The organism is Flavobacterium sp. Sr18 (genome assembly GCF_011064265.1).
In the GTDB taxonomy this organism is placed as follows: domain Bacteria; phylum Bacteroidota; class Bacteroidia; order Flavobacteriales; family Flavobacteriaceae; genus Flavobacterium; species Flavobacterium petrolei.
In genome coordinates, this window is record NZ_CP049329.1 from 1571342 (window position 1) to 1584853 (window position 13512).

Sequence of the window (13512 nt, forward strand, 5' to 3'; positions counted from 1 at the left end):
TTTAAAGTTTAAAGTTCCCGTAGCAACCTTAAACTTTAAATCTTAAACTTGTAACTATTTTTATCCTCTTATTAAAACCTCATCAATCATTCCGTATGCTTTTGCTTCTTCAGCAATCATCCAATAATCACGTTCGCTATCAGTATGAACCTTATCAAAAGTTTGTCCGGAGTGGTGAGAGATAATTTTGTATAATTCATCTTTCAGTTTCAACATTTCACGTAAGTTGATTTCCATATCAGTAGCAACTCCTTGTGCTCCTCCTGATGGCTGGTGAATCATTACTCTTGAATGTGGCAATGCCGAACGCTTTCCTGCAGCTCCTGCACACAATAGCACTGCTCCCATAGAAGCTGCCATTCCTGTACAAATCGTTGCTACATCTGGTTTGATGTATTGCATTGTGTCATAAATCCCTAATCCTGCGTAAACGCTTCCTCCTGGAGAGTTCAAATAAATCTGAATATCCTTAGAAGCATCGGCGCTTTCAAGGAACAATAACTGTGCTTGAACGATGTTTGCAATTTGGTCGTCAATTCCTGTTCCAAGGAATATAATCCTGTCCATCATCAATCTGGAGAAAACGTCTAATTGTGAAATATTCAACTGACGTTCTTCAATGATATATGGAGTCATGTTTTTAGGAGTCATTGCGCCTACGATCTTATCGTAATACATGGAGTTTACGCCGTGGTCCTTTGTAGCAAATTTTTTAAATTCTTTACCGTAGTTCATATTTTTTTGTTCTAAGTTTTACGTTATATCTTGTGATTCCATTTAATGCAAAGGTCATACCTCTTTATAAATGATGTCAATATGTCTTATTTTTTAGCCCAGATGGAAGTAAAAAGCTTTTTGAATTCCGTTTTTTAGTTTTTTTATTCTTGCAAAGCGACTCAAAGAAGCTCTTGCAGGAATTTAAAAAACAGAAACGGAAGAAAAAACTTGAAACGTACAGCTGGATTAGCTCCTGAAATTAATTCAAACAAAAGAGCGCCAAAAAATATTTTTTCTGACGCTCAAATATAACTATTTTTTATTGTTTCGTATCTGTAATCAAATCATAAAATTTTAATAATCTCTTGCTCTTAGGGCTTATGACTTTCAACTTTACGACAGTACAAACACTAATTTATTCTCCGTAAGAAGCAGCAATAAATTCTTCGTAAGTCACTTCTTTAGTTGTAGGATTTGCTTTTTCTTTGAACAATTCCAATAATTTCTCAGCAACAACTTGGTCAGAAAGTCTTTTCACTTCGTCTTGGTTAGACAAAACTCTAGCTACAATTCCTTGAACTTCTTCGTCAGTAGGATTTGTTTGCCCGAATTGTGCCATTTGTTGACGGATATTTTTTGTAGTGAATGTTTTCAAGTCTTCAAAAGTGATTTTGATGTCAGATTGAGCCATTGCTCTACCTTCGATCAATTGAAAACGCAATCCTTTTTCAGAACGTGCATATTCCACTTCAGCTTCCTCAGGAGATAATTTTTTCTCACCAACAGTTTGCAACCATTTTTTAAGGAATTCAGCTGGTAAATCAAATTTTGTGCTTTCGATTAAGAACTCAGTTACATCACCTAATAATTTTTGGTCCGCTTGCTGTGCAAATTGAGTTTCAGCATCTTCTTTGATTTTTGCTTTCAATTCTTCTAGTGAAGAAACAGTTCCAGCTCCAAACAATTTGTCAAACAATTCTTGGTTTAATTCTGCTAATTCAGCAGTGTTGATCGCTTCGATTATGAAGTTTACATCAACATCTAAACCGTGAACGTCATCATGACTTACTTTCATCACGTCCATCAATTGGTGGTCGTCTTCAAATAAACCTTTAGTATTTACAGTCACTACATCGCCTACTTTTTTACCTATGAACATGTCAAAAGTTGCTTTGTCTTTGAAAAGATCTGCAGCAATAGTGGTAGCATTGTTAATTCCTTTTTCTTCGTTAGAGAATGTTCCAGTTACATCTGAATCTGCAGCAACAACTTCTTGAGGAATTGCAGTTCCAAATTGTTTTTGGATTCTTTCCACTTGACCGTCGATTAATTTATCGTCAGCAGAAACCACATATTTCACGATGTCGTTTTTAGCATCTAAGTCTAAAGTGAAGTTTGGCACTAAACCAATTTCATATTCAAAAACCAATTCTTCAGCATCCCAAGAAAAATCTTCGTTTACTTTAGGAAGTGGCGTTCCAAGAAGGTTTAATCTTTCTGATTGTACGAAACGCTCTAGAGCTAAATCAACAACTTTCTGAACTTCTTCTTGTTTTATTGCTTTACCGTATTGTTTTTCAACAAGATCTTTAGGCACCGCTCCTTTTCTAAATCCCTTAACAGTTGCCAAAGGCATTTTTTCGTTTATTCTTTTTGCAACTTGTCCTTTGTAATCCATGTGAACAACAGTCATTACAATTGTTTCATTCACAGCGTCTATTGCTACTCTTTTGATATCCATCTTCTTCTTTAATTTACATAATAAAATTGGGTTGCAAAATTATAAAATTTTTGCAACCCAAACAAGCTTTTTACCATTTTGAATTTTAGGCAGTTATTTGACAAAATCACAGGCCGGAAACGGAAAATAATTTGGGCGTGTCCCTACAGATGGCGCTATCGTTCCTCCTCGCTACTTCGGGTCAGGCTGTTCGTTATAATCTTTTATTGCGCTTCGCTTCATAAAAGGATTTTCACTGCCATCCTTCACGCGGGCCGTGGTTTTCAAGAATATAAAATCGCTTTAATATTTTGTAATAATTTATTTATATATTTGGATTACTAATAATGTATAATTTTTATCATAAAAGCTAGCCAACGGTGAGTGGATATGTATAACTTTATCATACATATAAACGAGTTAGCTGTAATTGTAAATGAATGAACTATTAACCAATGACATCCCAAAACTATATTTTTGCAATAGGTATTGATAATTATTCGAGTGAATATTGGAAGAACTTAAATAATGCAGTACTTGATGCTAAGAAAATAACCGAACTTCTTATTGATAAATATAACTTTGAAGAATTCCCAGGTAATCTTTATAATACACAGGGTAATAAATCAGAATTATTCAATCGCTTCACGACATTGAACAATACAATCACTAAAAATGACAATTTGGTGATTTTTTTTGCAGGACATGGAAATATGGATCCTATAACAAAAAAGGGATTTTGGATTCCATCGGATGCTACATTAGATAAAAGTACTTGGATTGAAAATTCATCTATTAAAAATTTTTTAAGCGACTGCCCTGCTAAGCATATTTTATTAATTATTGATTCTTGTTTCTCTGGAACATTTCTAACTACTACAAGATCATACAATATTGAGAAATCATATCTTGATTTACAGTCAAAAAAATCAAGATGGGTAATAACATCCGGAAATGAAGAGAAAGTATCTGATGGAGTTAAAAATGAACATAGTCCATTTATGAAAATCGTAATTGATTTTTTAAATAAAAATGACAATAAATTCTTTTCTATTACGGAACTATTCAACTACATACAAGTGCTCATAAATTCATCAAAAATTCAAAACCCCCAATTTAATTACATCGATAAAATTGGTCATGAAGATGGAGAGTTAGTTTTTACATTATCAAAAAATCCAAAAACTGAAATAAATAAGACGATTGGAATTCCTAATAGTCAGGTATTAAAAGAAGAATATTTAGGTAACATTTCTAGTGATACTTCACTTTCCTCAGGTAAGGAAGTTTTAATAGTGCAATCTATTGTAGACGATAAAGAACTTATGATTGTTGAGAATTTTAGATTTGATGATAATAATCAGAAGAAATTACGATTTAAAAATAATAGAGCAATTATTGATGAACAAAGACCTGAATTAGACTGGATAGTATACAGACGATTCGCCACTGTATCGGGTTTAATGAATTATTTAGAAAAAAATAAAAACTTAATAAATAATAAAACGGTTTTTTTAAGAGCACACGAAGACATAGAGACAATTGAAGAGACACCATACTGTAAATATTATAGTCAATATTTAATTCAGCTATATAATAATAATTCAAATAAAATGAATTGTTTACACTGTAATGAAAAAATAACTGATAATAATAGCTACTTAATAGAATTTGATGAAATTGGATATAACATTAGTGCTGGAAATGTGCATGAACAATGTTTAAGACCGATAGATAGAATTTTAGGCAAAAGCATTTATGAAAATGTTAAAGAAAAGAATTATTTATTAAATTTTGACTACGAAAAATGGATTTCGATGATTCAAAATGGACAAGGTCAACTTACTGGAGTTTTCAAAAATAAAACTTTAAACCCAATCAATGTATTATCTTGGAATCCTGAAAATAATGTAAACAGTGGTAGATTTTGTATTAGAATAAATTATAATTCTGGAGAGCCTTCATTCATAATGTTAGGAAAGCAAATACAAAGATTTAAAGAAGATGAAATTGAAGAATGGTTAAATAAATTTAATGAAAGCATTCCAATAGACAAACCTTGCAAAATTTCTGAAACTGGTATCAATGGTTATAAGGAAATAATTCAAAAAATTATTGAACCAGGACAAACTATTACATATGTAACTAGTTATGAAAATTCAATGTATAGTAAACAATATGAAGCTTATGACAGTACACTTATTAATGATTACACACCACTTTGTTATTTAACTGATGAGAAAGACGAAATAATTAAAACAGGAAACTTAATTCCTTTAATTTCTAATCCAGAAATTATGGAAAATTATATTGAGAATTGGTCTGAAAGTGGTTGCAAAATAAATAACCTTAAAATAAAAATAATAGAGTCGGATTTAGAATTAGGCAATTTGATTAATATATATTATTTTAAAGATTTAATATTTGTTATAAATCCATTCTTTGACACACACAATCAGAAGCTTAAAGCAGGTCTGATTATTAAAACTATTGACCAAATTAAGCAAGAAAGTTTTGAGAAAAATAAACTGCGAAAAGGAGACAAAGTTAATGTGATAATAAATCCAAATGCAGAAAAGTTGCCATTCGGAGTATTATTAGAAGGTGAATTTATTGATGAGGAAGGAGAAGCTTTTGTAATATTTAATCCAATAGAAGATGGTAAAATCTTGGAAATGGCATACAAAATGCCCACAAGAATAGTAAAAAAAATATAACAACTACAGCTAACAGCTAGTAAGCAATAGTCGGGAATTAGGCTTAATGGAAAAATGGTTTTGTACTTGGGAAATTTGTGATAATCCAAAAACATGTCCTTACTTAGCCCGACCATCGCCTACTAGTGGGACGTTACCTGCAATTTTACAGCAAAATCGGAGAATTCAAGAACTTAATGAAAGATATAGATAAAAAAATAATAGAATTAGCTCTTGATACAGTCATTGATAAATTTACTAATCAAGATTTCATAACACAGGATTTTGCTAACTATTCAAAAATATTAAAAAATAGATACCTTCAAAATCAAAGTTTACATATACGAAAACGTAAATGCTCAATCATTGGATGTAATGAAGAATCAATTAAAAAATCACATTCTATACCAAAAAGTTCAATTCTTAAAAATATTGCCCTAAATGGCCATGTTTTTAAGCCTGAATTCAATACTCGAAATGATTTTCCGAAAAATGAAATGGTTGAAATTGGTATAAATAATGCATCCGTTTTTCCAGGATACTGTATAAAACATGAAAATATATTTAAATCTTTTGAAATAGATGGTAAATTTGATAATGCAAAAAAAGCATTATTACAGACTTACAGAACAATATGTAGAGAACGTACTTATCGTGAGATTGAATTAGAAATAAATGATATTATAAAAAATGAATACAAACAGAAAATAAATGAAGATGCACATAATTACTTAAAAGATATTTTATCTAAATATCCTCAATTTAACGATATTGAAAAAGTTAAAATTGATGGAGTCGACAGGGTAATAAATTCATTAAAGTACATGAATGATTATCTTGCACAACCGATAGAACAATTTAAAATATTTGAAAAAAATATTTTAAATTGGATTTTAAAATTACCTTTTAAAAACAACTTAATAGTAAGAGTTGTCAATATTGATTTTCATTTGCCTATTTCAGTTTGTGGCTTTGCTAATCAAACTTATATTGAAAAAAATAAAACAAAGAATGCATGTATTTTAATAAATGTTATGCCACATCAATCAACTACAGACATTATTTGTGTAGGATTAGAACAAGATAGAACTTTAATAGAAAACTATTTTGATTTTTCTTTCTCTGACCCAATAAACATCTTGAATATGATTGAAAGTTTTATCATCAATGGAACTGATCACTGGTTCATAAATCCAGGTTACTGGAATAATTTCACATCATTAAAACAAGAGAAAATTCTTTACGATATTCTTTTTACTGAAGATTCATTTATAGATGAATACAAATTTTCAATATTTGATGATGTTAGAATTAAAATAATTAAAATTCTAACAACTAACTTTAATTCTCGACAAGACCCTATAACTCCTTTTGAAAAAGAAAAACTTAATCGAGAAATAATAAAACTTAAGAATACTGATTACGATATGATTAAAGACATTGATGTATTAATTGACAAATTAAATAACATGTTATATAAAAAAGAATGAATTGATATCTTAATAAAAACAACAACCAAAACCAATAAAAAAAGCCTCGAAAAATAAATTTCGAGGCTTTTAAGAAAATTGTTTATGAGTTGTAGCCCGTAGCGGAATCGAACCGCTCTTACATGGATGAAAACCATGCGTCCTAACCGATAGACGAACGGGCCATATCTTGTATTGAGGATGCAAAAATAACACTATTTTTGAGATGTACAAAGCCAAACCCAAAATCCTTCCAATAAAAACAGTCTCAAATGCATTCGTAAATTGTAATCAATTCATAGCTAGTACCTACGAATAATACGATTGTTCTTCCAGCAAGCTGATTTTTCAAAGAACAAATCTAAAACCTAATTATAAGATGCCGTTTTTGAAAATAAAGGATAAAAAACAATCCTAATTTACAGTTACTTTTGTACTTTTGAAGTTATAATGCAATCAAAATAGATGACAAAATATTTAAAATATCTTCTTTCACTCTTTCTGGCTTTTGGCTTGATGGTGAATGATGGTACTTTAGATGCTCCATCAAATTCAGCAGATTATTATCAATTCTCGAACGTAATTCTAAGAAGAGAATTAAACGATAAGCGTTCAAAATTATATGTGTTCCATCAGCTAAATTCGGTTGAAAAAAAGTCATTCCTATTTCAGTTAGCCTTCCTACAATTTCAAGATAGTTATGGTCTTCAAATTCCGGTTCTTCTAAAATTACAAACACTGCTTTATCAAAAAGTACGTTCATTTGCAATACAACACATCTTCATAAACGAGATGATTACTTCCCGAAATTCCTATAAAAGTTTATACACAGCCTAGAAATTTCTTTCTACGCATTTATGCAATTCCATGCATAAAGATGATACCAAATGTCTAATTATTAATCATTTACATCATGTATAAACACAACAATAAAGCACGTTTAGAGCAACCTAAACGCCCTATTCTTTGGGCAAAAAGAAAAATCATGCTAATCATTACTGCCTTTATGATCGGAATGTCAAACGGAATGAATGTGGGAGACCATACGATTCACGGAAATCAAAATCACACAGAACAACATAAAAAAGATTGATTTAATTGTGTCTTACTGTTATACAATAGTAAGACACATTAAAATATTTAGGATAACTTTTCCAGTTCCTACACCCACATTTTCAACCAAATCAATAAGTTATTTTACATTTTTAAATTGAAAATGTCCCGTTCAAAATCATTTTTTTCTTCTATACTTATGAGCTGCTGCCAATAATAACAGTCCTAACACTATTATTGAAAACCACCAAAAAATATGTATCCCCATAAACATGTAGGATCCCATATGCATTTCTCCATTATCGTTATTCAACATAATTTTCTAATTTAAATGTTATGGGTATCTTAAGACTCCACAGGATGATTTATAGTTTACGCCGACATCAGTACTTGAAGAGATAAACGTTTCACTCTGTGAATTTAATAATTCAAACTCAATCCAAAACCCATTCCCATATCACTGTCGTAATGCGTGGTAATCCCGAAATTTCTCTTAACAATATACCTCAATCCCGCCATATATTCGTTATCCGTATTCCACATTAAATTCATGCGCAATCTTTTGGAAACTGGAATATCCATGCGTTCAAATTGCAACCTGAAATTCCCGTCGGTGTAGACTTCGGCTTGTGCTTTGATGAGCATTGGCAACGTATATTCGACTCCGGCACTGAAAACAGCACGATTGTCTTTGGTATTGGTTTGACCAAAAAGATTCTCTTCCATTTCTCCCATTTCCATTTTTCGATACCTCCAGTCAAAACCAATGAACGGCATCAGCCATTGCATTTTCCCGATGTAACGTCCAATGTGCGTTTCCGTTTCATACCCGTGATGTTTGCTGTAACCCAAACGCCATTCGGTACCAATACTCCAACGTGTGTTTTGAATCATCAACATTCCATCGTTTCCATTGGTGGCAAAATCATTTTCGGCCATCACATGAAAGGCTCTGTCATCAGCAAATAATTTGCGTTGCGCTAATTTTGGATTTGGAATCAAAGGATTTGGCTCTTGATTTTCATAACTAAAAACCCGACCCATTCCGGCCATCATGTGATACAGAATGTGACAATGAAAAAACCAATCACCTTTAACATTTGCATTAAACTCAATCGTATCGGTTTCCATCGGCATAATATCGATGATATTTTTCAATGGCGCGTATGCTTCTTGACCGTTCAATACTCTAAAATCGTGTCCGTGTAAATGCATCGGGTGACGCATCATGGAACCGTTGAAGAGTACAATTCGAACATTCTCGCCTTTCTTTATCAGAATTTTATCCGCTTCCGAAACTACTTTATTGTCCAGACTCCAAACATAGCGATTCATGTTTCCTGATAATTCAAAACGTAATTCTTTTATCCCCCCAGCCCCCGAAGGGGGAGTTGGAAGCGTTGTTTTAGTGGGTGATTTCAGCATCGCATAATTCAATGTGACAATATCAGAAAGTGAATTAGAATCATACCTCTTATGATTTGCATGCTCATCATCTATTTTCATGTCGGTTTTTTTAGCCTCCCCTCCTTCGGAGGGGCTGGGGGAGGATAATTCAGGATACATCACCACGTTCATGTCCATTTGATTCAGTGACATTTTCATACCCATATCATCTAAATCGCCATTCATTTTCATCATGCCGTTCATCATCTTCATACCTTCAAAATACTTTAATTTAGGCAAAGGCGCAATCAATTGCTTGATTCCATCTCCCAAATACAGCGAGGCGGATTTAGTCCGGTCCTCCGAAGTCACTAAAAATTCAAACGCCGTTTTATCGGCAGGAATCGTTACAACAACATCATAAGTTTCAGAAACAGCAACTATTAATCGGTCGACTTCAACTGGTTCCACATCATTACCGTCACTGGCAACCACGGTGATTTTTCCTCCGGCATAATTCAACCAAAAATAGGTAGAAGCACCACCATTAGAAATCCTCAAACGTACTTTATCTCCCGCTTTAAATTGCGAAAGCTGACTTTCGCTTTTACCATTAATCAGGAATTTATTGTAATACACATCACTTACGTCCATGGCGTTCATTCGTTTCCATTCGTTCGTGACCTTGGTTTTAAAATGTCCTGCTTTTATAGCCTCGGAATAGCTTTGCGTAGTTCCTTTTTGAATCGCGAACCAGTCCGTGGCATTGTGTAACATTCGATGCACATTTTCCGGTTTCAAATCGGTCCATTCACTCAGAATAATTGGAACGGTTGGCAAATCATCTATTCCTGCTCTAAAAGTTGGATCTTCATTTCTTTTATTCATTACAAAAGAACCGTACATCCCAATTTGCTCCTGCAAACCCGTATGACTATGGTACCAATGCGTTCCGTGTTGGATAATCGGGAACGTATATTTATGCGTCGTTTTAGGCTTAATTGGCATTTGAGTCAAATTAGGCACGCCGTCTTCTTTATTTGGTAAAAATAATCCGTGCCAGTGCAACGAAGTATCTTCATTTAATTCGTTATGTACATAAATCTCGGCAATATCGCCTTCGGTAAACGTAAGTGTTGGCATTGGGATTTGTCCGTTTACCGCAATCGCTCTTTTAGGCTTATCGCCAAAAGTTACAATTGTATCCCGAACATATAAATCATAGCGAACTACCTTTTGCGCAGTAGCATTCAAAGCAAAAAGCAAGATTAAAATTATAGGGTATTTTTTCATAATTAAAATTTTAAATTTCGCAGTCTTAATGCATTTGCAATTACAGAAACCGAACTAAAACTCATTGCCAAAGCCGCAATCATTGGCGAAAGCAACACTCCAAAAAACGGATACAAAACACCCGCGGCAATTGGAATTCCCAACACATTATAGAAGAAGGCAAAGAATAAATTTTGCTTGATATTTCGCATCACCGCATGACTTAAGTTTTTAGCTTTCACTATTCCTTGTAAATCGCCTTTCACCAACGTAATTTTCGCACTTTCAATAGCCACATCCGTTCCGGTCCCCATGGCAATTCCAATATCAGCTTGCGCCAAAGCCGGAGCATCGTTGATTCCATCACCCGCCATGGCTACAATTTTTCCTTCGGCTTGTAATCTTTTAATTTCCTTGAGCTTGTCTTCGGGTAAACAACCCGCTTTATAGGAACTTAAATGCAATTCCTGAGCGACTGCTTTTGCCGTATTTTCATTATCTCCGGTAAGCATGATGACCTCAACTCCCTGACGAATTAATTCTTTTATAGCTTCGACACTTGTTGGTTTTATGGCGTCAGTGATTGACACAAATCCAAGTGCAATTCCGTCCACTGAAATGTAAGAAACCGTTTTTCCTAGTTTTTGTTCAGCTATAATTTGATTTTCTAATTCTTCAGAAACCGTAGCTTGCACTTGTTCCATTAATTTTTTATTTCCCAGCGCCACCTTTTTATTGGTAACCGTTCCAATAACTCCTTTACCGGAAATAGCTTCAAAATCTTTGACTTCGATTAATGAAACGTTTTTTGCTTTCGCAAAATTGACTACGGCTTGCGCCAAAGGATGTTCACTGTACTGATTTAACGAAGCAATGCTTTGCAACAAAGAATCTTCGTCATTTTGCAGCGAGAATACTTTCTCGACAGAAGGTTTTCCTTCGGTGATTGTTCCTGTTTTATCAGTAATCAGAACATTTACTTTGTTCATATTTTCCAATGCTTCGGCATTTTTTATCAAAACTCCCGATTGCGCTCCTTTTCCAACACCAACCATTACTGACATGGGTGTGGCCAATCCCAAAGCACACGGACATGCAATGATTAAGACTGCAATCGAATTTATAAATCCATAAACCATTGCGGGTTCAGGACCGAATTTTGCCCAAACAAAAAAGGTAACTACAGAAACAATTACCACTATCGGTACAAAATATTTAGCAATTCTATCCGCTAAGTTTTGGATTGGTGCTCTGGAACGACTGGCGTCATTTACCATTTGCACAATTTGTGAAAGCAAAGTTTCCGAACCTACTTTTTCGGCAACCATGACAAAAGATTTATTTCCGTTGATGGTTCCCGCTATAACGGCATCCTCTGTTTTTTTATCAACGGGAATAGGTTCTCCTGAAATCATCGATTCATCAATCGTACTTTCGCCATCGGTAATTTTTCCATCTACAGGAATTTTATCTCCCGGTTTTACACGCAATAAATCTCCTTTTTTGATGTCGTGAATTGATATTACTTTATCAGCTCCTTCGATAATCAAAGTGGCTTCGGTTGGTGCTAATTTTAATAATTCTTTAATCGCGCCACTGGTTCGGCTGTGTGCTCTGGCTTCTAATAACTGCCCCAGTAAAACCAAGGTTAATATCACCGTTGTCGCTTCAAAATAAAGATGAACGGCTCCATTATGTGTTTTAAATTCTTCCGGGAAAATAGTTGGAAAAAATAATCCAACCAAACTAAACAGAAAAGCTACTCCAGAACCAATTCCGATAAGGGTAAACATATTGAGATTCCAGGTAACAATGGATTTCCATGCACGCTCAAAAAACATCCAACACGCATAAAAAACGACTGGAAGCGACAAAATTAGTTGCACCCAATTCCATTTTGAAGCATCCATAATTTTCATTAATGGATTATTCGGAATCATATCCGACATGGCAATAATAAAAATGGGAACCGTAAAAACTACAGCAATTTTCATTTTACGCACCAAGTCATCATAAACCTTATTTTCTTCGGCATCGGTTGGCTCCATAGGCACTAAATCCATTCCGCAAATAGGGCAAGAACCAGGACCTTCTTTGATAACTTCGGGATGCATGGGACAAGTATACATTATTTTACTATTTGCTATCGCCGCTTCTTTAATCAAATCCATTCCACAAACGGGACAATCTCCTGGTTTATCGTATACCTTTTCACCTTCACAATGCATCGGGCAATAGTATTTACCTTTTGCATTTTTGGGTAAAATCACGGTAGCTTTTTCTTGTGGTTTATTCGAGCCACAGCATGATTTTGTAATTGGTTCCTCAGTCTTTTCATGAGAATCGCCACCAGTACTCATTGCAATTGTATAGTTTCCTGCGGCAGTTAAAGTCTCCTGCAATTGCTTAGTAGGAATGTGTTTATCCATTGTTATCGTCGCTATTGGTGGAACTAAAGTAACAACAGCTTGAATTTCATCAATAGCGTTTAATGTTTTTTCCACTTTCGAGCGACAACCATCGCAAGACATTCCGGTAATTGTATAGGTATGTTTCATAATACTCAAATTTTGATACCACGAATTTCCGATTATACCGTCATTCCCTTGTTACACAATTTTGGAAAAGGTTTGCGTGATTACAAATCATCGATTTGCTTTCTCGTTTTTACTTTCAATTGTTTAAAATAAGTTGGCGTAAATCCAGTTGTTTTTTTGAACTGATTGCTCAAATGTGCCACATTGCTATACTGAAGTTGGATGGCGATTTCGCTTAAAGTCAACTCATCATACGTTAATAATTCTTTGACTCTTTCTATTTTTTGAGCAATAAAATACCGCTCAATTGTAATTCCTTCTATTTCCGAAAATAAATTGCTCAAAGCACTATAATCTTGTGCCAAATCGTTTGATAAATAATCCGATAAATTGCTGTTTAACACATTATTTTTGTTGTAAACCAAATCAATTAGCACTGTTTTAATTCTTTCGATGGTTCTGTTTTTTTTATCATCGATTAAATCAAAACCCAAAGAACGTAAGCGTTTGAGCAAATCCCTTTTTTGGGTTTCGGTACATTCTGTTTCTAATTCGACTTCTCCGAGCGCTATTGAAACGGCATGAAGTCCGAGTTTTTCCAACTCTAACTCCACTGCCGTAATGCAACGGTTGCACACCATATTTTTTATGTTAAGCTTCAT

General features: G+C 33.8%; 9 protein-coding genes and 1 tRNA gene. 3 read left to right on the forward strand and 7 right to left on the reverse strand.

The features are described from left to right. Positions 1-60 precede the first annotated feature (60 nt). Both clpP and G7A72_RS07010 read right to left on the reverse strand, forming a co-directional pair. Complete coding sequence (gene clpP, locus G7A72_RS07005; protein ID WP_073351820.1) at positions 61-735, reverse strand: ATP-dependent Clp endopeptidase proteolytic subunit ClpP; 675 nt, start codon at positions 733-735, stop codon at positions 61-63. Between the two features lie 397 nt (positions 736-1132). Further along, positions 1133-2458 (reverse strand): trigger factor, encoded by a 1326-nt coding sequence (locus tag G7A72_RS07010; protein ID WP_165151950.1) that lies wholly within the window; start codon positions 2456-2458, stop codon positions 1133-1135. A 434-nt stretch (positions 2459-2892) separates the two neighbouring features. On the opposite strand from G7A72_RS07010, the gene G7A72_RS07015 reads away from it, so the two are divergent. Then, the gene (locus G7A72_RS07015; RefSeq protein WP_165151951.1) at positions 2893-5154 is read left to right on the forward strand and encodes a caspase family protein; all 2262 of its coding nucleotides are present in this window, start codon (positions 2893-2895) and stop codon (positions 5152-5154) included. Between the two features lie 176 nt (positions 5155-5330). Then, on the forward strand, positions 5331-6623 hold the full coding sequence (locus tag G7A72_RS07020) for a hypothetical protein (protein WP_165151952.1): 1293 nt from the start codon (positions 5331-5333) through the stop codon (positions 6621-6623). 92 nt (positions 6624-6715) lie between these two features. Here G7A72_RS07020 and G7A72_RS07025 read toward each other — a convergent pair. Beyond that, positions 6716-6787 (reverse strand) — tRNA-Glu (locus G7A72_RS07025). Between the two features lie 260 nt (positions 6788-7047). Further along, a complete protein-coding gene (locus G7A72_RS07030; protein ID WP_165151953.1) occupies positions 7048-7365 on the reverse strand; it encodes a hypothetical protein in 318 nt (105 codons plus the stop codon). 150 nt (positions 7366-7515) lie between these two features. On the opposite strand from G7A72_RS07030, the gene G7A72_RS07035 reads away from it, so the two are divergent. Then, complete coding sequence (locus tag G7A72_RS07035; RefSeq protein ID WP_113665079.1) at positions 7516-7695, forward strand: hypothetical protein; 180 nt, start codon at positions 7516-7518, stop codon at positions 7693-7695. A gap of 380 nt (positions 7696-8075) precedes the next feature. Here G7A72_RS07035 and G7A72_RS07040 read toward each other — a convergent pair whose 3' ends face one another. From G7A72_RS07040 to G7A72_RS07050, 3 genes are all read right to left on the reverse strand, one after another. After that, the gene (locus G7A72_RS07040; protein ID WP_165151954.1) at positions 8076-10334 is read right to left on the reverse strand and encodes a multicopper oxidase domain-containing protein; all 2259 of its coding nucleotides are present in this window, start codon (positions 10332-10334) and stop codon (positions 8076-8078) included. Between the two features lie 2 nt (positions 10335-10336). Next, positions 10337-12871, reverse strand: a complete 2535-nt coding sequence (locus G7A72_RS07045) for a heavy metal translocating P-type ATPase (RefSeq protein ID WP_165151955.1) — start codon at positions 12869-12871, stop codon at positions 10337-10339. 80 nt (positions 12872-12951) lie between these two features. Next, positions 12952-13512 carry an AraC family transcriptional regulator gene (locus tag G7A72_RS07050; protein ID WP_113665076.1) on the reverse strand — a complete coding sequence of 187 codons (561 nt, stop codon included), beginning with the start codon at positions 13510-13512 and terminating at the stop codon, positions 12952-12954.

Bases quoted from the DNA above. Each gene is read 5' to 3' on its own strand.
- clpP (WP_073351820.1), bottom strand. From the start codon at position 735: ATGAACTACGGTAAAGAATTTAAAAAATTTGCTACAAAGGACCACGGC.
- G7A72_RS07010 (WP_165151950.1), bottom strand. From the start codon at position 2,458: ATGGATATCAAAAGAGTAGCAATAGACGCTGTGAATGAAACAATTGTA.
- G7A72_RS07015 (WP_165151951.1), top strand. From the start codon at position 2,893: ATGACATCCCAAAACTATATTTTTGCAATAGGTATTGATAATTATTCG.
- G7A72_RS07020 (WP_165151952.1), top strand. From the start codon at position 5,331: ATGAAAGATATAGATAAAAAAATAATAGAATTAGCTCTTGATACAGTC.
- G7A72_RS07030 (WP_165151953.1), bottom strand. From the start codon at position 7,365: ATGAACGTACTTTTTGATAAAGCAGTGTTTGTAATTTTAGAAGAACCG.
- G7A72_RS07035 (WP_113665079.1), top strand. From the start codon at position 7,516: ATGTATAAACACAACAATAAAGCACGTTTAGAGCAACCTAAACGCCCT.
- G7A72_RS07040 (WP_165151954.1), bottom strand. From the start codon at position 10,334: ATGAAAAAATACCCTATAATTTTAATCTTGCTTTTTGCTTTGAATGCT.
- G7A72_RS07045 (WP_165151955.1), bottom strand. From the start codon at position 12,871: ATGAAACATACCTATACAATTACCGGAATGTCTTGCGATGGTTGTCGC.
- G7A72_RS07050 (WP_113665076.1), bottom strand. From the start codon at position 13,512: ATGAAGCTTAACATAAAAAATATGGTGTGCAACCGTTGCATTACGGCA.